The organism is Sphingopyxis sp. H115 (assembly GCF_001468465.1).
GTDB lineage: Bacteria > Pseudomonadota > Alphaproteobacteria > Sphingomonadales > Sphingomonadaceae > Sphingopyxis.
The window spans coordinates 80,815-102,571 of the sequence record NZ_LNSA01000003.1; the positions used below are offsets into that span (position 1 = coordinate 80,815).

The 21,757-nt window shown below is 66.9% G+C and carries 24 protein-coding genes; 16 read left to right on the forward strand and 8 right to left on the reverse strand.

From position 1 onward, the window contains the following. The first annotated feature begins 11 nt into the window (after positions 1-11). Both ATE71_RS03340 and ATE71_RS03345 read left to right on the forward strand, forming a co-directional pair. Positions 12-1,007, forward strand: coding sequence for an aspartate carbamoyltransferase catalytic subunit (locus ATE71_RS03340; protein WP_058802027.1), 996 nt, complete (start codon positions 12-14; stop codon positions 1,005-1,007). Beyond that, positions 998-2,221 carry a dihydroorotase gene (locus ATE71_RS03345; RefSeq protein WP_058802028.1) on the forward strand — a complete coding sequence of 408 codons (1,224 nt, stop codon included), beginning with the start codon at positions 998-1,000 and terminating at the stop codon, positions 2,219-2,221. The genes ATE71_RS03340 and ATE71_RS03345 overlap by 10 nt, the downstream gene beginning before the upstream one ends. 26 nt (positions 2,222-2,247) lie before the next feature. Here ATE71_RS03345 and ATE71_RS03350 read toward each other — a convergent pair whose 3' ends face one another. Beyond that, entirely contained in the window at positions 2,248-2,559 is a 312-nt protein-coding gene (locus ATE71_RS03350) for a hypothetical protein (protein ID WP_058802029.1), read from the reverse strand. A 180-nt stretch (positions 2,560-2,739) separates the two neighbouring features. On the opposite strand from ATE71_RS03350, the gene ATE71_RS03355 reads away from it, so the two are divergent. Then, complete coding sequence (locus ATE71_RS03355) at positions 2,740-3,312, forward strand: DUF4189 domain-containing protein (protein WP_058802030.1); 573 nt, start codon at positions 2,740-2,742, stop codon at positions 3,310-3,312. A 102-nt stretch (positions 3,313-3,414) separates the two neighbouring features. On the opposite strand, the gene ATE71_RS03360 is transcribed toward ATE71_RS03355, so the two are convergent. The 3 genes from ATE71_RS03360 to ATE71_RS03370 are packed head-to-tail and all read right to left on the reverse strand — an operon-like array spanning position 3,415 to position 6,259. Continuing rightward, positions 3,415-4,812 (reverse strand): SPOR domain-containing protein, encoded by a 1,398-nt coding sequence (locus ATE71_RS03360; RefSeq protein ID WP_058802031.1) that lies wholly within the window; start codon positions 4,810-4,812, stop codon positions 3,415-3,417. 20 nt (positions 4,813-4,832) lie between these two features. Next, a complete protein-coding gene (locus tag ATE71_RS03365) occupies positions 4,833-5,519 on the reverse strand; it encodes a hypothetical protein (RefSeq protein WP_058802032.1) in 687 nt (228 codons plus the stop codon). Positions 5,520-5,536: 17 nt separating this feature from the next. Next, positions 5,537-6,259, reverse strand: coding sequence for a ParA family protein (locus ATE71_RS03370; RefSeq protein WP_058802033.1), 723 nt, complete (start codon positions 6,257-6,259; stop codon positions 5,537-5,539). 255 nt (positions 6,260-6,514) lie between these two features. Here ATE71_RS03370 and ATE71_RS03375 point away from each other — a divergent pair, with 255 nt between their 5' ends. Next, positions 6,515-7,771, forward strand: coding sequence for an SPOR domain-containing protein (locus ATE71_RS03375; RefSeq protein ID WP_235587888.1), 1,257 nt, complete (start codon positions 6,515-6,517; stop codon positions 7,769-7,771). 147 nt (positions 7,772-7,918) lie between these two features. Here ATE71_RS03375 and bla read toward each other — a convergent pair whose 3' ends face one another. Next, entirely contained in the window at positions 7,919-8,788 is an 870-nt protein-coding gene (bla, locus tag ATE71_RS03380; protein WP_058802169.1) for a subclass B3 metallo-beta-lactamase, read from the reverse strand. A gap of 205 nt (positions 8,789-8,993) precedes the next feature. Between bla and ATE71_RS03385 the strand changes: the two genes are divergently transcribed. Further along, entirely contained in the window at positions 8,994-9,869 is an 876-nt protein-coding gene (locus ATE71_RS03385; protein WP_058802035.1) for a LysR family transcriptional regulator, read from the forward strand. Between the two features lie 42 nt (positions 9,870-9,911). Further along, complete coding sequence (locus tag ATE71_RS03390) at positions 9,912-10,118, forward strand: hypothetical protein (RefSeq protein ID WP_058802036.1); 207 nt, start codon at positions 9,912-9,914, stop codon at positions 10,116-10,118. Positions 10,119-10,266: 148 nt separating this feature from the next. Here the strand turns inward: ATE71_RS03390 and ATE71_RS03395 are convergent, their stop codons facing one another. Together ATE71_RS03395 and serB are read right to left on the reverse strand one after the other, a co-directional pair. Next, the gene (locus ATE71_RS03395; protein WP_058802037.1) at positions 10,267-10,617 is read right to left on the reverse strand and encodes a DUF2200 domain-containing protein; all 351 of its coding nucleotides are present in this window, start codon (positions 10,615-10,617) and stop codon (positions 10,267-10,269) included. Between the two features lie 256 nt (positions 10,618-10,873). After that, a complete protein-coding gene (serB, locus tag ATE71_RS03400) occupies positions 10,874-11,758 on the reverse strand; it encodes a phosphoserine phosphatase SerB (RefSeq protein WP_058802038.1) in 885 nt (294 codons plus the stop codon). Here serB and miaA point away from each other — a divergent pair. From miaA to ATE71_RS03445, 9 genes are all read left to right on the forward strand, one after another. Next, positions 11,757-12,719, forward strand: coding sequence for a tRNA (adenosine(37)-N6)-dimethylallyltransferase MiaA (gene miaA / locus ATE71_RS03405; RefSeq protein WP_058802039.1), 963 nt, complete (start codon positions 11,757-11,759; stop codon positions 12,717-12,719). The two genes, serB and miaA, sit on opposite strands and share 2 nt — an antisense overlap. A 74-nt stretch (positions 12,720-12,793) precedes the next feature. Continuing rightward, positions 12,794-14,548 carry a biosynthetic-type acetolactate synthase large subunit gene (gene ilvB / locus ATE71_RS03410; RefSeq protein ID WP_058802170.1) on the forward strand — a complete coding sequence of 585 codons (1,755 nt, stop codon included), beginning with the start codon at positions 12,794-12,796 and terminating at the stop codon, positions 14,546-14,548. A 4-nt stretch (positions 14,549-14,552) separates the two neighbouring features. Then, positions 14,553-15,071: an acetolactate synthase small subunit gene (ilvN, locus tag ATE71_RS03415; RefSeq protein WP_058802040.1), complete on the forward strand. Its 519-nt coding sequence runs from the start codon at positions 14,553-14,555 to the stop codon at positions 15,069-15,071. A gap of 107 nt (positions 15,072-15,178) precedes the next feature. Continuing rightward, on the forward strand, positions 15,179-16,219 hold the full coding sequence (ilvC, locus tag ATE71_RS03420; protein ID WP_058802041.1) for a ketol-acid reductoisomerase: 1,041 nt from the start codon (positions 15,179-15,181) through the stop codon (positions 16,217-16,219). Between the two features lie 39 nt (positions 16,220-16,258). Continuing rightward, positions 16,259-16,882, forward strand: a complete 624-nt coding sequence (locus ATE71_RS03425; protein WP_058802042.1) for a DUF6151 family protein — start codon at positions 16,259-16,261, stop codon at positions 16,880-16,882. Between the two features lie 91 nt (positions 16,883-16,973). After that, complete coding sequence (locus ATE71_RS03430; RefSeq protein ID WP_058802043.1) at positions 16,974-18,110, forward strand: 8-amino-7-oxononanoate synthase; 1,137 nt, start codon at positions 16,974-16,976, stop codon at positions 18,108-18,110. Further along, a complete protein-coding gene (gene bioD / locus ATE71_RS03435) occupies positions 18,107-18,715 on the forward strand; it encodes a dethiobiotin synthase (protein ID WP_058802044.1) in 609 nt (202 codons plus the stop codon). Before ATE71_RS03430 ends, bioD begins: the two co-directional genes overlap by 4 nt. A gap of 143 nt (positions 18,716-18,858) precedes the next feature. Next, entirely contained in the window at positions 18,859-20,118 is a 1,260-nt protein-coding gene (locus ATE71_RS03440; RefSeq protein WP_058802045.1) for an adenosylmethionine--8-amino-7-oxononanoate transaminase, read from the forward strand. A gap of 168 nt (positions 20,119-20,286) precedes the next feature. Then, on the forward strand, positions 20,287-20,694 hold the full coding sequence (locus tag ATE71_RS03445) for a DUF805 domain-containing protein (protein WP_058802046.1): 408 nt from the start codon (positions 20,287-20,289) through the stop codon (positions 20,692-20,694). A gap of 3 nt (positions 20,695-20,697) precedes the next feature. On the opposite strand, the gene ATE71_RS03450 is transcribed toward ATE71_RS03445, so the two are convergent. Further along, a complete protein-coding gene (locus tag ATE71_RS03450; RefSeq protein WP_058802047.1) occupies positions 20,698-21,183 on the reverse strand; it encodes a YHS domain-containing (seleno)protein in 486 nt (161 codons plus the stop codon). Positions 21,184-21,342: 159 nt separating this feature from the next. Between ATE71_RS03450 and ATE71_RS03455 the strand changes: the two genes are divergently transcribed. Further along, on the forward strand, positions 21,343-21,756 hold the full coding sequence (locus tag ATE71_RS03455) for a hypothetical protein (protein ID WP_058802048.1): 414 nt from the start codon (positions 21,343-21,345) through the stop codon (positions 21,754-21,756). Position 21,757: the final 1 nt, after the last annotated feature.

Here is a 21,757-nt window from a genome sequence, read left to right on the forward strand (position 1 = left end):
GCTCGGCTTTAATGACAAGCTCCACGATCCGACCCGCCAGCGACTATCCGCCCGGCGGCGATGCCTTTCGCCATCGCCACCTGACCGGCATCGCCCAGCTCACCCCGTGGGAGATTTCCTACGTCCTCGACGCCGCCGAAGAGTGGGTCGACCTGAACCGCAGTGGCGCCGCGAAGCATGACGACCGCCTTGCCGGCCTCACGATCATCAACGCCTTTTTCGAAAATTCGACGCGCACCCTGCTGTCGTTCGAAATCGCGGGCAAGCGCCTCGGCGCTGACGTCGTCAACATGCACGCCGCACAATCGAGTGTGAAGAAGGGTGAGACGCTGATCGACACCGCAATGACGCTGAACGCGATGCGCGCCGACGCGATCGTCATCCGTCATGCGTCGTCGGGCGCGGTGCAGCTGATCGCCGACAAGGTCGACTGCCCCGTGCTCAACGCGGGCGACGGCCGCCACGAGCATCCGACGCAGGCGCTGCTCGACGCGCTGACGATCCGCCGGCGGAAGGGCCGCGTCGAGGGGCTGACCATCGCGATCTGCGGGGACGTGCTCCACAGCCGCGTCGCGCGCTCGAACATTCTCGCGCTCACCCTGCTCGGCAACGAAGTGCGTATCGTCGCGCCGCCGACGCTCACCCCGCCGGCGATGGAACGTATGCACGTCACCACCTTCACCGACATGGACGAAGGCATCAAGGACGCCGACGTCGTGATGATGCTCCGCCTCCAGAACGAGCGCATGGACGGCGCCTACCTCCCCAGCGCGCGCGAATATCATGCGCTCTACGGCCTCACCCCCAAACGCCTCGAACAGGCGAAGCCCGACGCGATCGTCATGCATCCCGGCCCGATGAACCGCGGAGTCGAGATCGACAGTAGCATCGCCGACGATGCAGACCGCTCGACGATCACCGAGCAAGTCGAAATGGGCGTCGCCGTCCGCATGGCCTGCCTCGACATTTTGACGCGCCGCCAGCGGGGAGTGCCGGGATGGAATTGAAACCGCTCCACATCGTCAATGCGCAGCTCGTCGACGGCGACACCCCGCGCGCGGGTAGCCTGCTCGTCGCGGGCGGCCGCATCGCCGCGCTCGACCCGACCGATATCCCCGAAGGCGCCGAAACCGTCGATGCCAAGGGCCAGTGGCTCGCCCCCGGCATCATCGACCTCGGCGTGTTCGCGACCGACAAGCCTGCTTTCCACTTCGGCGGCATCACGCGCGCCGCGCTGATGCCCGACAACGGCCCGCTCGACGGCGCCGGGCTCGTCGAGCGCGCCGCGAAGGGCGGCAAGCCCGACCTCTGGGTCCACCCGCTCGCCGCCGCCACGAAAGGCCTCGAAGGCCGTGAACTCGCCGAAATCGGGCTGATGAAACAGGCTGGCGCGCGCGCCATCGCCACCGGCCGCAGCCGCATCGCCGACAGCGGCGTCATGCGCCGCGTGCTGTCCTACGCGGCCTCGCTCGGCCTCGTCACGATCATCCATGCCGAGGATGAAGGGCTCACCGCCGGCGCGGTCGCGACCGACGGCGAGATGGCGACGCGCCTCGGCCTCGCCTCCGCGCCCGCCGTCGCCGAAGCCATGGCGATCGCGCGCGACCTCGCGCTCGTCGAGGAAACCGGCGCGCCCGTCCATTTCCGGCAGGTCACGACCGCGCGCGGGCTCGACCTGATCCGCGCCGCGAAAGCCAAGGGCCTGCCCGTCCTCTGCGGCATCACCCCCGCGCATCTTTTGCTCTCCGACACCGCGATCGGCGATTTCCGCACCTTCGCGCGCCTGTCGCCGCCGCTGCGCAGCGAGGACGACCGACAGGCGTGCCTCGCCGCGGTCGCCGACGGCACGATCGACGTCCTCGCCTCGGGCCACGACCCGCGCGGTCCCGAGGACAAGCGCCTCCCCTTTGCCGAGGCGCTCCCCGGCATGGCGGGCGCCGAAACCCTGCTCGCGCTGGGGCTCGGGCTCGTCCGCGACGGCCATATCTCCCCCGGCCGCCTGTTCGACCTGCTCGCGGCCACCCCCGCCTGCCTGCTCGGCGTCGACGCCGGGAGACTCGCGGTGGGCCAGGAAGCCGATCTTATCCTCGTCGATGCCGATACGCCCTGGCAGGTCGATGCCAAGAAGATGGCGGCCTGGGCGGGCAACACCCCCTTCGATGGCATGCCCGTACAGGGCCGCGCGACGATGATGTGGAAGGGCGGATTGCGGATACGTTAGGTCCGTTTTGGGGTGGGAAGCGGCCGTCAGTCCGTGACCAACGCCTCACCGATGAAGCGACCCTCCCACAGATAAAATCTGCGCGCGCGACGCATCTTCTCCGCACCTTCGGACGAGAGAAATACGAAGCCCACTTGCCGCTTGATTCCCAGCTCTAAAGGCTGATCGCCCAGTTGGAGCCGGGCATCCCAACCTTCAACGCGGGTCTGCTTTTCAGTGAAGCAGGGGCAACCATAGCCGGGCTGGATGGCAGTTGCTCTTCCGCCCTCCTCGGTTGGATAAATGAGCACGTCGGCAATAAGATCCGGCGCCCTTGTTTGCCAAGGTTCGGTTGTCATGATCTGGCGTATATGCGGCTATCTGGCAATGTCCGCAACCGGTCGTTAGCAGCCGCCCTTACCCCTCGCTCTCGCTGATATCCGACGTCCCGCGCCATCATCCACCGATACAGGCTTTATCTCGCTGATTTAATTCGATAGCTTTCGGCCCGGACATCGATCAACAGCGAGGAAACCGCGATGCGTCGCCCTGCCTTGGCAACCCTCCCCGCCGCCCTGCTCGCCGCCGCCCTGTTTGCGACCGGCGCCACGGCGCAGGTGCAGCCCGTTCAAGGCCTTCCTTGCGCGCAGGGGCTTCCCTGCAACGCCCCGCCGCCGCAGGTGCTCCAGCAAATGTACGGCGCCGGCACCGCCGCCCCGCCGCCGGGGCAGGTCATCCCCTTCGCTCAAGAAAAACAGGAATATGTCGGCGGCTATATGGTGAACAGTTTCGCCGCGATCGCCTTCTGGCGCTCGGCGTCGGGCCAGCCGGGCTACTCCTATGGCGCGCTGCGCGGCGACAATCGCGAACAGGCCGAAGGCTATGCGATGACCGCGTGCCGCGAGGCGGGCGGGCAGGACTGCGTCGTCGGCCTGTGGGGCGCGAACGGCCATTTCGCGATCGCGCGCGACAAGCAGGGGCAATATTATGCGGGCTTCGCGGGGACCCCGGGGGGCGCGAAGCGCTCGGTGATGGGAAGCTGCAAAAGCGCGGGCGCCAAGTGCAAGATCGTCGAAACGCTTGAAAGCATGCCCTATTTCTTCCGCTTTTAGGGGCCGGGCGGACGGCAGCCGTCCGCCCAAATCCGCCGCCCCGAATGAAAAGAGGCGCAGCCTTCCGGCCGCGCCCCTTCCCCTCTTCCATGAAATCCGGTGTCAGCGCGCGGCAAGGCGCAGCGGGCTGGCCTTCGCCGCCCACTGGATGCTTTCACTGCCGCCCATCGCGCGGACGAAACAGACCTGGCCCTGCGCCTTCAGTTCGTTGCACAGGCTTTTCGCATCGGCACGCGTCGCGAGGCCGTTGACCGTCAGGCGATAATAGGTGCGGCCCTTCACCGTCGCGGCGTGGCTCGACGCCGGGAAATCGGCGAGCATGCGATTGCGTTTCTTCAGCCCGCCCCATTTCTCCTTGGCGATGCCCAGGCTGTCATAGGCGCCAAGTTGCACCGCCCAGCCGGTCGGCTTGTTGCGGTCGAACGCCGCGGGAACGATCCGCGTCGCAAGTTCGATCGCCTGCTGCTGCGCGGGGCGCAGCACGCCGCCATTTTCGCCCGCCACGCGCGGCGCGGCGCGATAGGGCGCGGCATCGGCCAGGATAACGGGGGCGGCGGGCTTCGGCTGCGGCAGTTCGGTGACCGGCACGACGCCGCCCTCGCCCCGTTCGGGCATCGGCAGTTCGACGCTGCGGATCGCGCTGTCGGCATCGGCTAGCACCGGCGGCGGCGGCGCATAGGCTTCGACCGGCGCCGGGTCGGCGCTGGCAAGCTGCGCCGCGTCGGCCGTGTCGGCCGCGGCCATTTGCGTTTCGCCGAAATTGCTGAGCGCGAGGCGGACCGGCATACCGGCGTCAGCCCGCGCCTTGGTGCCGATCAGGCTCGCGACGCGCATCGTCGCATCGGGCGTTTCGGCCAGTTTCGACCATTCGGCCATGCGGCCTTCAAGCTTCGCCGGCGACAGATCCTGCGACGCGAGCATACGCGCCTGTGCCCATCGGCCCGACAGGCCAAAGGCGAGCGCCAGGTTCTGCCGCGTACGGGCGCTGGCATCGGGCGCGCGCGCCGCTTCGCTCAGCACATAGATTGCGCCTTCATGGTCGCCGGCCAGCGCCAGCGCCAGTCCGATGTCCGATGCCGGCACCGTATCGCGATGGTCCTGAAGCAGCTTGATCGCGTCCGCGGTCTTGCCCTGCGCGATCTGCGCCAGCGTCAGCGCGATGATCGTGTTGCTGTCGCTCGCGCCCAGTTCGACCGCCTCGGTCAGCGCAGAGGTCGCCGACGCGAAGCGCCCGTCGTTCAGATAGGCTTGGCCGAGCAGGGCGCGATAAGCGGCATCGCGCGGGCTCGCGGCGACCGCGGCTTCGGCCAGGCCGACGGCCTTGCTGACCTTGCCGTTTTCCAGCGCGGCGCGCGCCTGCCCCGCCGATTTGGCGGCGACGGCGGGCTTGCCGGCGGCGCGCGACGGCGCATCGGCCATCTTGCCCATGCCGCTGCATCCCGTGGCAGCGCCAAGGACAAAGCCGTAGACGGCGAGGTTCATCAACATCTTGCGGTTCATGACAGGGTCCCCTTATTCGTTCAGCGCGGCATCGTCTGGCGCGTCGGGCGCGCCGCCGGCAGGCGGCTCGCCATCGCGTCGATTTCGGGCAGCGACGCCAGATATTCGTCGAGCAGGTCGGTCAGGATCACCTGCGACGACCGATTGGTGACCGCGCTGGCAAGGCGCAGGCGCAGATGGCGTTCGGCGTCGAGGCGCAGCGTGAACGCCGCCTTTTCGCGGGCCCGTGGCGCGCGCGGCGCCTTCGCTTTCGGCTCGGCCTTCGCCGGTCGCGCCTCGACCTTGCGCGCCACCGCGGCGACGCGTTCGATCAGCGATTCCTGCTGGCGCACGACTTCGGGCACTTCGACCGCTTCGGCTTCGAACGCGTCGGCGCCATGATCGTCGACCGGCGCCACGAAGCCAGGCGTTTCGTCCGGATTGGCGTCATAGGCGGCGCCGTCGTCGACGGCATGTTCGGCCTCGACATTATGCGCCAGCACCGATCCGGTCAGCAGCGGCTTCAGGTCGACCATGCGCGCGGGTTCGCTCGACTGGTCGGGATCGACATCATAGCCCATGTCGTTCCAGCCAAGATCGTCGTAACCGCCGGAATTGAGCGGTGCGGGGCCGCTGCCGAGCGGCTGGCGGCGCATCGCGGGACGCGCCCCGCCCTTGCGGGCCAGCAGTCCGGCGCTCAGCGATGCGAGGGGTTTCGGTTCGCCCATGGTTCCCGTCCCTCCCGTCACTGACCGGCGATGCGGCGGCCGAAGCCACCGCCCATCGGGCGGACCGCGCCATAATTGCCCTGCGTCGGGATCGGCGCGGCGAATACGGTACGACGGAAATTCTTTTCGAGGCGGTCGTTCATATAGGTCCACAGTTGGCGGACTTCCTCGGCCGACCGGCCGTTGGGGTCGACCTCCATCACCGTGCGTCCGTCGATCATCGACGCCGCATAATCGGTGCGGTGGTGCAGCGTGACCGGCGCGACCGTGCCATGCTGCGACAGCGCGACCGCGGCCTCGCTGGTGATCTTCGCCTTGGGCGTCGCGGCGTTGACGACGAACACCAGCGGCTTGCCCGCGCGTTCGCACAGGTCGACGGTGGCGCCGACGGCGCGCAGGTCGTGCGGGCTGGGGCGCGTCGGGACGACGATCAGTTCGGCGACCGAAATCACACTCTGGATCGCCATGGTGATCGCCGGCGGCGTATCGATAACGGCAAGCTTGAAGCCCTGCTGGCGCAGGATTTCGAGGTCCGAGGCCAGCCGCGCGACCGTGGTCTGGGCGAAGGCCGGAAGGTCGGTTTCGCGCTCGTTCCACCAGTCGGCGAGCGAGCCCTGCGGGTCGATGTCGATCAGGACGACCGGACCGGCGCCGGCAAGCTGAGCCTGCACCGCCAGATGCCCGGACAGGGTTGTCTTGCCCGACCCGCCCTTCTGTGAAGCCAATGCCAATACGCGCACTGCGTTACCCCCTCGGAAAATCCAGATTTCGGCGAAGGGATGGCATGAGGGGCGCTAAAATTGAGTTAACGATGATAAAAAGAAGGTGAACGAGTTCCGCATGTTCGTGGTAAACGGGCCCCTAATGCCACCCTGTCCCATAACGGATCACATTTGGGGCCTCGCGCGTGTCGCTAACGCCATGTTAGCCATTTCGTCCCTAAAAGGCCCTCGGGGACTGCATCGGCTGTCATGCCGCGCAAGTCATTGGAGAATATGATGCCTTCTTTCCGCACCGCCGCCTTGCTGGCCCTTCCGCTGATCGGGGTGTCGCTGGCGGCGCCCGCGCTGGCCGACGTCAAGGACGGGGTCGATGCCTGGCAGGCGGGCAATTACCAGGCCGCTGTCGCCGAATGGCGTCCGCTCGCGATCGCCGGCGATGCCGATGCGCAATTCAACCTCGGCCAGGCGTACAAGCTCGGCCGCGGCGTCCCGACCGATCTCGGCCAGGCCGAAGCCTGGTATCGCCGCGCCGCGAAACAGGGGCATCTGCAGGCCGAGGATAACCTCGGCCTCGTCCTCTTCACCGCGAACCGGCGCGAGGAAGCAATGCCCTATATCACCCGTTCGGCCGAACGCGGCGAACCGCGCGCGCAATATGTCCTCGGCACCGCGCTATTCAACGGCGACCTTGCGCCGCAGGACCTGCCGCGCGCCTATGCGCTGACCAAGCGCGCGAGCGACGCCGGGCTCGGCATCGCCTCGGCGCGCCTTGCGCAGCTCGACAATCTGATCCCGCTCGACCAGCGCCAGCGCGGTCTCGCGATGCTGCCCGAAATCGAAAAGAGCGAACAGCGCGCGCGCCTCGCCGCGGTGAACGCCTCGGCGCCGCCGGCGCCCAAGCCCGCGCCCGCCTCGCCGGTCAAGGTCGCCAGCTTGCCGCCGTCGATCCCCGGCACCAGCTATACGCCGCCGCCCGTCATCGCGACGCCCGCTCCGGCACCCGTGCGCCCCGCGCCGGGGCCGATCCGCAGCGTCGAAGTGCCGCCCTCGCCCGCCGCTAGCGCAGCGACCGCCGCCGCGATCGAAGCCACCACCGACGCCGCGACCGCCGCGGCTGCTGCGGCCACCGAACCCGGCACGACCTACAGCGCGCCGCCCGAAAGCGCCGATGCACCGGCGGCAAAACCGGCCGATCCCGCGCCGCCGCCGCCCGCGAAACCGGCGCCGAAACCCGTCCAGAAGGATCCGGTCAAGGTCGCCCAAGCCCCTGCCCCGGTGCGCGTCCACAGCGGCGCTGCGAGCCCCTGGCGCGCGCAGCTCGGCGCCTTCGGGGTCGAAGCGAACGCGCGCAACCTCTGGAAAGCGCTCGAAAAGAAGAGCAGCGCGCTCGCCGCGCGCCAGCCCTATCTGGTCAAAAGCGGCAAGCTCACGCGCCTCCAGGCCGGCGGCTTCGCGAACAAGGGCGAGGCCGATAGCTTTTGCGCGGCGATGCGCAAGGACGGCCAAGCCTGCCTGGTCGTCGATAAATAGACGCCGATCCTCCTTGTCGCGCAGCGATGGGGAGGTGGCAGCGCGAAGGGCTGACGGAGGGGCCATGGAGCATTCTCGCCGCCCCTCCACCATTCGCTCCGCGAACGGTCCCGCTTCCAATGGCTTCGCCACGGAGAGGACATCCCATCATTTCACCTTACCCGCCTTCTCGGCGGCCAGCCGCTTCGCCAGCGCCGTGCGCGACCGGTCGGCATAGGCGCGGCACGCACCCGGCGCGTCGTTATATCGCCCCGGCCCCGCATTGTCGGGATGCGCGGCGATCAATATGTCGCACGGCATCGCATCCATCTTGCGATAGCTTTTTCGAAAGCCGGCGACGAACGCCGCACCGGCCTTCGAGGTAAAACGATAACCCTCCGCCGACACGGGGTTGAGGCTCGACGCAAAGACCATTGCCTTGCACGCACTGCCCTCGCACGCCTGCCAGCGCCAGCTCATGCTGCCCATCGTGTGCCCCGGCGTCGCGACCGCGGTGATCGCCGCCTTGCCAAGCTTCAGCACCTCGCCGTCCTTCACGACGCGCACCTCGGCCACGGCGGGCCAGCTTCCGCCATAGGCGAGCTGCGGGTCGTCCTTCGCATGCCGCCCCATGCGCAGCCCCTCGGCGCCGCGCGCGCTCGCCACCACCGTCGCGCCGGTATCGCGCGCCAGCGCGGCAAGCCCGCCCGCGTGGTCGAAATGCGGCTCGGTGCTCAGAATAAATTTGATGTCTTTGGGCTCGAATCCCAGCTTCCGGACATTGGCGAGAATCGCGGGCGCGGCCTGCGGCAGCGCGCCGTCGACCAGCACCAGCCCGTCGCCCGTGTCGATCAGCGCGACGCTCATCCCGGCAAAGCCGACGAGATAGGTGTTGCCGAAGATTTTCTCCGGTTCCGCGGGCTTCAGCCATTCGTCGGAATGCGACGTGGTAATCGGCTTCGTCAGCGGATCGACCGCCGGAACCGGCGCCCCGCTCGCCGCCGCGAGCCATGCGAAAAGGCTGATTGCTTCGATCATATTCATCTCCCTTCGCCGCGAAAATGCCAATCGATCGCCCCCGGGGCAAAGCATCATTTCTCGACAAAGCCATGAAAATATTTCATGTCTTGCCATTCTTTCTTCGTCATCCCGGACTTGATCCGGGGATCCATATTTCCGACGGCGGCGCGGGTGGACCCCGGGTCGAGCCCGGGGTGACGAGACCGGATAAGGCACTAGCCCCATGGACCGCGCCCAGCTCCCCTTGAACGCCCTGCGCGCCTTCGAGGCGGCCGCGCGCCACCTCAACTTCACCCGCGCGGGGCTCGAGCTCCATGTCAGCCAGGGCGCGGTCAGCCATCAGGTCGCCGAGCTCGAACGCCGCCTCGGCACGCGCCTCTTCCACCGCCTGCCGCGCGGCCTCGCGCTCACCGACGAAGGCCATGCGCTTGTCCCCGCCGTCGCCGAGGCGTTCGATCGCGTCGCCGCGACGCTCGATCAATATGCGGGCGGCCGTTTTCGCGAGGTGCTCAAGGTGGGCGTCGTCGGCACCTTCGCGGCCGGCTGGCTGCTCCCGCGCCTCGATGCCTTCGCGCGCGCGCATCCCGCGATCGATCTGCGCATCGCGACGAACAACAACCGCGTCGACCTCGCTGGCGAAGCGCTCGATTATGCGATCCGTTTCGGCGACGGCGCGTGGCACGGCACCCACGCCGAACCGCTCGTCGCCGCGCCGCTGGCGCCGCTCTGCGCCCCTGTCGTCGCCGCGCGGCTCAAATCGCCCGCCGACCTGATCCACGAGCGGTTGCTCCGTTCGTACCGCGCCGACGAATGGGCGCTCTGGTTCGCCGCGGCGGGCGTTCCCCCGCCGGTGCTGCGCGGCCCGATGTTCGACAGTTCGGCGCTGATGGCTGCGGCCGCGACGGCGGGTCAGGGCGTCGCGCTCGCGCCGCCGTCGATGTTCGCGCGCGACCTCGCCGCCGAACGGCTTGTCCAGCCCTTCGCGCTCGAAATCGACGTCGGCCGCTACTGGCTCACCCGCCTGATGTCGCGCGCCGAAAGCGACGCGATGCGGCGGTTTCGCGGCTGGCTGGCCGACGAAATCGCCGCCGGCGCCTGACGCCACTGGACAGGGGGGCCGCCGCGCCGCTACCGGCGCGCCATGGGTATCACCGCGACAATCATGAACATCGCCACCGGCCAGCCGATCCAGAAAATGAGCTTCGGTCGCATGCCGAAACCATGGGCCAGCTTCAACCTCGCCACCGGCGAACTCGTCACCGCCGAACGGATCGACGTGGGCAAGCCTGAACCCGGCAAATTCGCCGCGCCAGTGCATGTGTGGGTCAAGGTCAAGTCGCCGGCCTGATCCCGCGATCGCCTCCCGCCGCGCCGCGCCGACGGCACGCCGCCCGCATCTCTCCGCCCCGGCAGATTCCGCGTCAAAGTTAACATCGCAAACATAGGCTCCGCTCGAACGCCGCCAATGTTAACATTGTCAAGACTACGGGAAAGCTTCACGCGCGCAGGATTTTTTCCATCTTCTTGCCGCGCGCCAGCTCGTCGATCAGCTTGTCGAGATAGCGGATTTCCTTCATCAGCGGGTCCTCGATAGTTTCGACCCGGATTCCGCAGATCACGCCGGTGATCAGTGCGCGCGCCGGGTTGGGCTTCGGCGCCGCCGCAAAGAAATCCTCGAATGTGGTGCCCTTCGCCAGCTCGGCCTCCAGTGCCGCCTGGCTATAGCCCGTCAACCAGCGGAAAATCTCGTCGACCTCGGCCTTCGTCCGCCCCTTCTTCTCTGCCTTGGCGACATAGTGCGGATATACGCTCGCAACGCTGATCGAATAGATGCGGTGCTTGGTCATGCCATTCTCCCGCCCGCACGATAGCGCGCCCTAATCCGGTCGTCACCCTGACGTCGGTTTTGGGGTGGAGAGCTGTGCTTCAATCCTCCCTGTCGCGAAGCGATGGGGAGGGGGACCGCCGCGCAGCGGTGGTGGAGGGGCTGCGACGCCACGCCCATCAGCCCCTCCGTCAGCGCTTCGCGCTGCCACCTCCCCATGGCTGCGCCACAGGGAGGATATTATGACCGTTTTCAGCCATAACCCGCCCCCTATCGGCCTACCCCATCACCCACTGCCGCCGCGAATAGCCCTGCGCCCACAGCAGCGCGGTCAAATCATGATGCCGGATCACCGCCGCGGCGGCCTCGCCCGCCGCGGGATGCGGATAGTATCCGACCCCCAGACCCGCCGAGGTGATCATCGGGATATCGTTCGCGCCGTCACCCACTGCCAGCGTCTCGGCTAGCGGCAGGCCGTGCGCGGCCGCCACCGCTTTCAGCGTTTCGAGCTTCGCCGAGCTGTCGACGATCGGCTCGCGCACCCGGCCGGTCAGCTTGCCGCCCGCAATCTCCAGCTCGTTCGCGACCACCTTGTCGAACCCGGCCGCCTCGCCGACAGGCGCGGCAAAGGCAGTGAAGCCGCCCGACACCAGCACCGAATGCGCGCCATGCGCCTTCATCGTCTGGACCAGCGTCCGCGCCCCGCGCGTCAGCTTCACCCGTTCCATGCGGCAATCGGCAAGGACCGTCTCGGCCATGCCCGCGAGCAATCCGACGCGCTCTTCCAGCGCGGCGCGGAAATCGAGTTCGCCGCGCATCGCGCGTTCGGTGATCGCCGCGATCTGCGGCTTCAGCCCGGCATAATCGGCCAGTTCGTCGATGCATTCGACCGTGATGATCGTCGAATCCATGTCGGCGACGATCAGCTTCTTCGTCCGGTCGCCCAGGGGCTGGACGACGACGTCGAGCGCGCCATGGTCCATCAGCGCGAGTTCCTTGCGCGCGCTGACCAGGCTGCCCTGAAATATGATATCGGCGGCGTCATGCTCGTCGAGCCAGTGCGGCGCGCCGACGTCGTGCCCGGTGGCGTCGAGCCGGTCGATCGCTTCGCGAACCACCTCGTCGGTCAGCTTTCCGGCTGCTATCAGCGTCGCGACGAACATGGCATCTCCTTCTTTCTCGACCGCCAAAGCGCGGCTGCCCGTGGCACTTATCGCCGGACCCACCGCCAGCGGCAAGAGCGCTTTGGCGGTCGCGCTCGCAAAATCGCTTGGGAACGGGACGGTTATCAATGCCGACGCGAGCCAGGTCTATGCCGACCTCGCGATCCTGTCGGCGCGCCCTTCGGACACGGAGATGGAGGGCGTGCCGCATCGCCTGTTCGGCCATGTCGACGCGGCAGACGCGCATAACGCCGCGCGTTGGGCGGATGAGGCGCGCGATGCGATCGCCGCCGCGCACACCGTTGGCGAGGTGCCGGTGCTCGTCGGCGGCACCGGCCTCTATATCCGCACGCTCCTCTACGGCATCGCCCCGGTTCCCGAAATCGACCCCGCCGTTCGCGCTGCGGTGCGCGCGATGCCGGTGGCCGAGGCGCATGCCGCGCTTGCCGTCGCCGATCCCGCCGCCGCCGCGCGCCTCAATCCCGCCGACAGCACGCGCGTCGCGCGCGCGCTCGAGGTCGCGCGATCGACCGGCCGCACCCTCACCGACTGGCAACAGGCGCGCGAGGGCGGCATCGCGGGCGATATCGCGCTCGCGCCGGTGATCCTCCTGCCGCCGCGCGACTGGCTGCGCGCGCGCTGCGATACCCGCCTCGTCGAGATGTTCGACGGCGGCGCGGTCGAGGAAGCCGCGGCGCTGATCGCGCGCGGGCTCGATCCCGACCTGCCCGCGATGCGCGCGATCGGGGTGCCGCAGGTCGCCGCTTTTCTCCGCGGCGAAATCAGCCGCGCCGACGCGCTCGAAGCCGCACAAGCCGCCACGCGCCAATATGCAAAGCGCCAATATACCTGGTTCCGCCACCAACTTCCCGCCGATTGGTCGCGCCATGACGAGTCATTAAACATCGATTCCATTGACCAATTAGCAATAATATTACGTGATAAGCTGTTGACAGGATAGAATCATACACCTATTGCCCGCAACCCTGTTGCAGCGCACAAGCGCTGCGTTTTTGCGTGGAAAGGAAGTTCGTCGTGACGGAAATGAGCGGTGCCGACATGGTGGTTCAGGCGCTGGTCGACCTCGGGGTCGACACGGTGTTCGGCTATCCGGGCGGCGCGGTGCTTCCGATCTACGACGCGCTCTTCAACCACCCCTCGATCAAGCATATTCTCGTCCGCCACGAACAGGCCGCGACGCACGCGGCCGAAGGCTATGCGCGCTCGACGGGCAAGCCCGGCGTCGTGCTCGTCACGTCGGGCCCCGGCGCGACCAATGCCGTCACCGGCATCACCGACGCGCTGCTCGACTCGATCCCGATGGTCGTGCTGACGGGGCAGGTGCCGACGACGCTGATCGGCACCGATGCGTTCCAGGAATGCGACACGGTCGGCATCACGCGCCATTGCACCAAGCATAATTATCTCGTGATGGACCCCGACCGGCTCGGCCCGATCATCCACGAGGCGTTCCATATCGCGACGCACGGCCGCCCCGGCCCGGTGGTGATCGACATTCCAAAGAATGTGCAGGTCGCGACCGGCACCTATTCGGTGCCCGAATTCATCCAGCACAACAGCTATCGCCCACAGGTCGACCCCGACGCCGATGCGATTGCCAAGGCCATCGACCTGATCGCGGCGGCCGAACGCCCGATCTTCTACACCGGCGGCGGCGTGATCAACGCCGGCCCCGATGCCAGCGCGGCGCTGCGCCAGCTCGTCAGCCTGACCGGCGCACCCGTCACCTCGACCCTGATGGGGCTCGGCGCCTTCCCGTCGGACGATCCGAAATGGCTCGGCATGCTCGGCATGCACGGCACCTATGAATCGAACATGGCGATGAACCGCGCCGACCTGATCATCGCGGTCGGCGCGCGCTTCGACGACCGCGTGACCGGCCGCCTCGACGCTTTTTCGCCCGATTCGAAGAAGATCCACATCGATATCGATCGGAGCTCGATCAACAAGATCGTGCCGGTCGACCTCGCCGTGGTGGGCGACGCTGGCCGCGCGCTCGATGCGCTGATCGCCGCGTGGCAGGCGAAGAAGCTGTCGGCGCGCGACTATGGCGAATGGTGGCGCCGCATCGACGGGTGGCGCGCGACGCGCTGCCTCGACTTCCCCGAAAAGAAGGAGCCGAACGCCGCGATCATGCCGCAGCGCGCGGTGAAGGCGCTGTTCGACGCGACGCGCGGCCGCGACCCGATCATCACGACCGAGGTCGGCCAGCACCAGATGTGGGCAGCGCAGCACTTCGGTTTTGCGGCCCCCAATCGCTGGCTCACCTCGGGCGGGCTCGGCACGATGGGCTATGGCTTCCCTGCCGCGGTCGGCGCGCAGATCGCGCACCCGGGCCGCCTCGTCATCTGCATCGCGGGCGAAGCCTCGCTCCAGATGAACATCCAGGAAATGGGCACGGTCAGCCAGTACCGCCTGCCGGTGAAGATCTTCATCCTCAACAATGAGTGGATGGGGATGGTCCGCCAGTGGCAGGAACTGACGTACGAGAGCCGCTATTCGAACAGCTATTCGGACAGCCTGCCCGATTTCGTGAAGCTCGCCGACGCTTACGGCTGGACGGGGCTGCGCATCGACACGCTGGGCGAGCTCGAGGCGGGCATCGCCACGATGATCGACACGCCGGGTCCGGTGATCGTCGATTGCCGCGTCGCGCAGCTCGCCAACTGCTTCCCGATGATTCCCTCGGGCGCAGCGCACACCGATATGATCCTCCAGCCGAACGACATCGTCGGAACGATGGACGACGAAGCCAAGGCACTGGTGTAACCCCATGAAAATCAAGACCGAAGCCGGCGAGCGCCATGTGCTCGCCATCACCGTCGACAACGAGGCCGGGGTGCTCGCCAAGATCACCGGCCTGTTCACCGCGCGCGGCTATAATATCGAAAGCCTGACCGTGGCCGACATCAGTTCGGACCACGCGCTGAGCCGCATCACCATCGTCACCAACGGCCCGCCGCCGATCATCGACCAGATCATCGCACAGCTCGACCGGCTGGTCCCCGTCCACCGCGTCATCGACCTCAACGACGCGGGCGAGGCGCATGTCGAGCGCGAGATCGCGCTGGTCAAGGTCGCGGGCACCGGTGACAAAAGGATCGAGGCGCTGCGCATGGCCGACGTGTTCCGCGCCAAGGTCGTCGACACGACGCTGTCGAGCTTCATCTTCGAAATCACCGGGACGAGCGACAAGGTCGACCGCTTCATCGCGCTGATGCGCGAATGCGGGCTGGTCGAGGTCGGGCGCACCGGCGTCGTCGCCATCGCCCGCGGGCCGGAGGCGCTCTGAGTTTTAACAGGAATGACGGTCCAACCTTCGTCACCCCGGACTTGATCCGGGGTCCATGGATGCCGGATCAAGTCCGGCATGACGAATGAAAATAAGGGAAGAATGACATGCAGGTTTATTACGATCGCGACGCCGACCAGGAACTGATCAAGGGCAAGAAGGTCGCCGTTGTCGGCTATGGCAGCCAGGGTCACGCGCACGCGCAGAATATGCGCGACAGCGGCGTCAAGGAGGTCGCGATCGCGCTTCGCCCCGGTTCCGCCACCGCCAAAAAGGCCGAAGCCGCGGGCTTCAAAGTGCTGTCGAACAAGGAGGCCGCCGAGTGGGCCGACGTGATCATGATCGCCGCCCCCGACGAGCATCAGGCGAAAATCTATGCCGACGACATCGGCCCGAACATGAAGCCCGGCGCCGCGCTCGCCTTCGCGCACGGCCTCAACATCCACTTCGGCCTGATCGACGCGCGCCCCGACATCGACGTCTTCATGGTCGCGCCCAAGGGCCCCGGCCACACGGTGCGCAGCGAATATCAGAAGGGCGGCGGCGTCCCCTGCCTGATCGCGGTCGCGCAGGAAGCGCAGGGTGCCGGCGCGTCGGGCAATGGCTATGCCAAGGCGCTCGCCCTTAGCTACGCCAGTGCCGTCGGCGGCGGCCGCAGCGGCATCATCGAGACGACGTTCAAGGAAGAGTGCGAAACCGACCTGTTCGGCGAACAGGCGGTGCTTTGCGGCGGCATCACGCACCTGATCCAGGCGGGTTTCGAGACTTTGGTCGAGGCGGGCTACGCCCCCGAAATGGCCTATTTCGAATGCCTCCACGAAACCAAGCTGATCGTCGATTTGCTCTATGAAGGCGGCATCGCGAACATGCGCTATTCGATCTCGAACACCGCCGAATATGGCGACATCAAGACCGGCCCGCGCATCATCACCGAAGAGACCAAGAAGGAAATGAAGCGCGTCCTCGCCGACATCCAGTCGGGCCGCTTCGTCAAGGACTTCGTGCTCGACAATCAGGCCGGCCAGCCCGAGCTGAAGGCCAGCCGCAAGGCCGCGGCGGCGCATCAGATCGAAAAGACCGGCGCCGAACTGCGCGCAATGATGCCGTGGATCGCCAAGAATCAGCTCGTCGACAAGGCGAAGAACTGATCGCTTCCCCAGTCGCGGGCGAGGAGCTAGGTCCGGGCCATGGCATCCGATATCTCCTTCGCCTGCGACTGCGGAACGGTCACCGGAACGATGCGCGTCATTTCCGGCGAGGGCGACCATGTCGTCTGCCACTGCACCGACTGCCAAGATCTCACGTATCATCTCGGCCACGCGCAGCTACTCGACGCGCAAGGCGGTACCCCGCTCTATCAGACACGATGCGCGCGCATGCATCTCGACACCGGCCGCGAGCGGCTCGCCTGCCTCCACCTGACCGACGCGCCGACGCTGCGCTGGTACGCCGCCTGCTGTCGCACACCGCTGTTCAATACGTTCAAGAACGGCAAGCTCCCCTTCATCACGATCCTGACCGCCGCCTGCGATCCGGCAAGACGCGAAGCAGCGTTCGGACCACCGCGCGGCCATCTCTTCACGCAGGATGCCATCGGCGACGCCAGCGCCCTGCCCAAAATGGGCATGGCCACCCTGATGCGCCGTTTTTTTGTCCGCGCGATCAAGGATGTCGTCGCGGGCGACCGGCGGCGATCCGCGCTCTTCGACGCCAAAACCCTCGAACCGATCGCTACCCCGCACCGGCTGACCAACGAAGAACGGCAGGCGCTGGAAGGGCGTCGAACCGACATGGATCCGAGCCCCGCATAGAAACAGCGTCATTTCCGCGAAAGCGGCAACCAGTAGCGACCTCGGCTTGCCGGGTTCCCGCTTTCGCGGAAATGACGAAGGATAGAACAGAATGACCGTCCCTCCCTTCGCCGCCCACCGCGCCGATCTCGCCGCCCTCGCGCGCGATAGCCGCCGCCGTGCGCTCGCGCCGCGCGCGGGCCGCGATTTCGCGTCGAACGACTATCTCGGTCTCGCCGACAGCGAAGCGCTCCGCGCCGCGCTCGCCGCGGGGATCGAACGCGGCCTGCCTGCGGGGTCGGGCGGATCGCGCCTGCTGCGCGGCAATCACGAAGAGCATGAAGCACTCGAAGCGCACGCCGCGCGCCATTATGGCAGCGAGGCCGCACTGTTTTTCGCGACCGGTTTTGCCGCCAACGCCGCGTTGTTCGCGACGCTGCCGCAGCGCGGCGACCTGATCGTCCACGACGAACTGATCCACGCGAGCGCGCACGACGGGATGAAACTCGGCCGCGCCGGCCATGTCGCCGCCGCGCACAACGACGCGCAGGCTTTCGACGATATCATCGCGCGCTGGCGCGCCGGCGGCGGCGCGGGAACGCCGTGGATCGCGGTCGAAAGCCTCTATTCGATGGACGGCGACCGCGCCCCGCTCGCCGCGCTCGCCGACGTCGCCGGCCGCCACGACGCCATACTCGTGGTCGACGAAGCGCATGCAACCGGTGTGTTCGGTCCCGGCGGCGCCGGGCTCGCGCATGGCCTTGCGCGCCGCGACAATCTGATCACGCTCCACACCTGCGGCAAGGCGCTCGGCGCCGAGGGTGCGCTGCTGTGCGCGCCGCAGGTCGTGTGCGACTTCCTCGTCAACCGCGGCCGCCCGTTCATCTTCTCGACCGCGCCGTCGCCGCTGATCGCGTGGACGGTGCGGCAGGCGATCGAGGTCGTCGCCAACGAGCCCGAACGGCAGGCGCGGCTCCACGCGCTCGTCCGCCACGCGGCCGAACGTCTCGTCCCGCTCGGCATCCCCGCCAGCGGCACGCAGATCCTGCCCGTGATCGTGGGCGATAACGATCGCACGATGCGCATCGCGGGTAGCCTGCAGGGCGCCGGCTTCGACATTCGCGGCATCCGTCCCCCGACGGTGGCCGAAGGGACCGCGCGGCTGCGCATCGCGATCACACTCAATGTTGACGAGGCTAACATCGACGATATGGCCGATGCACTTGCGCAGGCGATGGCTGCGGCATGACGCGCTTCGTCGTCACCGGCACTGACACCGGGATCGGAAAAACCATCTTTTCCGCCGGCTTGGCGCAGGCGACCGGCACGCCCTACTGGAAACCGATCCAGTCGGGGCTCGAGGACGAAACCGACAGCGAGGTTATCGCGCGCCTTGCGGGCGTATCGATCCGCCCCGAAGCCTACCGCCTCGTCACCCCCGCGTCGCCGCATATCGCCGCCGAAATTGACGGCGTTAACATCGATACGAAGACGCTGACTCCACCCCCCGGCGACCTGATCGTCGAGGGTGCGGGCGGCGCGCTCGTCCCGGTCACGCGCACGACGCTCTACGCCGACCTTTTCGCGCGCTGGCAAATCCCGGTGATCGTGTGCGCGCGCACCGCGCTGGGCACGATCAACCACAGCCTGCTCACGATCGAGGCGCTCAAATCGCGCGGCGTCCCGCTTCACGGCGTCGCTTTCCTCGGTGACGCGGTCGAGGACAGCGAGGCGATCATCGCGAAGCTCGGCGGCGTCCGCCGACTGGGCCGCCTGCCGATCGTCGACCCGCTGGACAGCGCAACGCTGGCAGCGGCGTTCAAAGCAAACTTCCAGATCGCCGACTTCGTCTAATTTTCGTCATTCCCGCGGAGCCGAAGGCGGCGCGCAGCGCCAACGCGGGAACCCAGCGAGACAATAAATCCGCCCGCAGGGTGGCATTCGGCCAGCAAGGGTGCCACTGGGTTCCCGCGTTCGCGGGAATGACGAGGTAAGATATGACGCAAAACCCCAACTCCCCCGTCTGGCACCCCTTTACCCAGCACGGCCTCGGTGATTCCATCCCACTGATTTCGCACGCCAAAGACAGCAAGCTCTACGACGCGGAGGGCAACGGCTGGATCGACGCCATATCGAGCTGGTGGGTCACCACGCACGGCCATTCGCACCCGCGCATCATGGCGGCGATCCGCGCCCAGACCGAAAAACTCGACCAGCTCATATTTGCCGGCTGGACGCATGAGCCCGCCGAAAGCCTTGCCGCCGAACTGGTCCGCATCACCCCCGACCCGCTCACGCGCGTCTTCTTCTCGGACTCGGGATCGACCAGCGTGGAGGTCGCGCTCAAGATGGCGCTCGGTTACTGGTACAATATCGGCGAGCCGCGCAGCCATATCCTCGTGCTCGAACATAGCTATCATGGCGACACGATCGGCACGATGTCGGTCGGCGAGCGCGGCGTCTACAACCGCGCGTGGCAGCCTTTGCTGTTCGACGTCGGCACCATCCCCTTTCCGCACGACGGGCAGGAACAGGCGACGCTCGACGCGCTCGAAGCCGCGTGCCGGCAAAAACCTGCCGCCTTCATCGTCGAACCGCTGATCCTCGGCGCCGGCGGCATGCTGATCTACCCCGCGTGGCTACTCGCGGAGATGCGCAGCATTTGCGCGCGCCACGGCGTCCTGTTCATCGCCGACGAGGTGATGACCGGCTGGGGCCGCACCGGCACGCGTTTCGCGTGCGACCAGGCAGGGGTGATCCCCGATATCGTCTGCCTGTCGAAAGGGCTGACCGGCGGCGCGATCCCGCTCGCGGTGACGCTCTGCATCGAGCCCATCTTTCAGGCGCATTTTTCGGACGATCGCGGCAGGGCCTTCTACCATTCGTCAAGCTATACCGCGAACCCGATCGCGTGCGCCGCCGCTGTCGCCAACCTCGAAATCTGGCGCGACGAGCCGGTCCAGCAACGCATCGATGCGCTCGCCGACGCGCAGGCGGCGCATCTCGCGATGCTGTCGCACGACCCGCGCGTGACCAATCCGCGCCGCCTCGGCACCATCGCCGCGCTCGACATCGCCGTGCCCGACGCAGGCTATCTGTCGACCCTGACACCGCGCCTGACCGCCTTTTACCGCGACAAGGGCGTCCTCCTCCGCCCGCTCGGCAACAGCGTCTATGTGATGCCACCCTATTGCATCACACCCGCCGAGCTGGCGCAGGTTTGGGACAGTATCGCGGCGTCGATCGAGCGCGTTTAACGCCAACAATATTTGCGGGCGATACAAGCGTCATATATATTGACTAATGCGAAGAGAATTTCTTGATACCGCTTCAGAACCGATCTGAAATCAACCGCTTGTAAATATCATTTCCCTATGGCCGCAAGGGCGGGAAGATGGCCCGCGTCAGGGCTTCGGGGGAATGATATGGACTATATGCTTATGCCGCTCATGCGCTACGCCGATTTCAGCGGTCGGTCGCAACGCATGGAATATTGGATGTTCACGCTTTTCTACCTCGCGATGATCGTCCTGCTCATAGGCCTCGCGATCTTCTTCGGCAGCCCCCCGGGCGAAGATCACACGCTTGCCGAAAATTATTTCCTCGTCGTCACCGGCCTGTTCGTCGTCGGCACGATCATCCCGTCGATCGCGGTCACCGTACGGCGCCTCCACGACCAGGATAAATCGGGCTGGTTCTATCTGATAAGTTTCATCCCCTATATCGGCGGGCTCGTCCTGCTGTTCTTCATGTGCGTGGACGGCACGCCGGGCCCGAACCGCTATGGTCCGGATCCCAAGGGCGGCCGCGGCTATGGTGACCTTTTCGCCTGAGCGTTACCCGCCGAATTTCGCGTCGTCGGGCATTGCCACCCAGTTCGTCTCGGCGGCCGCGATATAGCCGGCGCGGTCCTCGTCCCACGTCGCCTTCACCTCCTGGTTGAAATTGAGGTACAGCTTGCCGTCCACGACCGCATAGGCCAGCGGGTCGCCCGGCGCGAGATAGCCGCGCGACATCGCCCATGCGCAATGCCCGCCGTAACGCGGCATAAAGGCGTCGGGATTGGCCTGGAAACGCGCGGCATTGGCGGCATTGGCGAAATGATAGACGGCGCCGTCATGCTCGACGGCAAAGGCCGCGTCGCCCTTCACCGGCACGCCGTCGCCGTCGAAATAGCTCACCGTGTCATAGCCGCTGACGGCAATGTTGCCACCGTCAACACCGACATAGACCGGCTTGGCATAGGCATAGGGCGTAAAAGCCGCGAGCGACAACGGCGCCGCCACGGCGGCGAGCAGGGCGAACAGGGCTTGGTTTTTCACGATCGATCTCCATCTCGAAGGGATCGGCCCCGTGCCGTCCCCCGTCGCACCCCGGTTCGCGCCGAAAAGCCAGTCGGTTACGCGGGCAGTTCGGCTTAGGTTCATCTGCGGCAATCCATCGCGGACGCAGGGGATATGGGGTCTGGGAATATGATCTGAATGACGCAGAAAGCCGGCTTCCTCCTTCCCCTTCTCGCCGCGCTCGCTTTCGCGGTACCCGCGTTCGCGCAGGACGACGACAGCCTCGCGCAGTCGGGCGAGCCGCCGCAGCGCACCTCGGTCCTCTACACCTATGGCGACGAACCCTGCCCCGAAGCGCAGGAGGGCGAGATCGTCGTCTGCGCGCAGCAGCCCGAAAGCGAACGCTATCGCGTCCCCAAGGAATTGCGCGAGGAACTGAAGGAAGACGAAGCGGTCGGCGGCGGCAGCTGGGCCTCGGCGGTCGACGGTTATACAAACGGCGCGGCGGCGGCGGGCCGGCCGAACAGCTGCTCGCCCGTCGGCAGCTATGGCTTCACGGGCTGCGCCGCCGCCGCGCTGCGCCAATGGTTCGAGGCCCGCCGCGCGCCCTGAC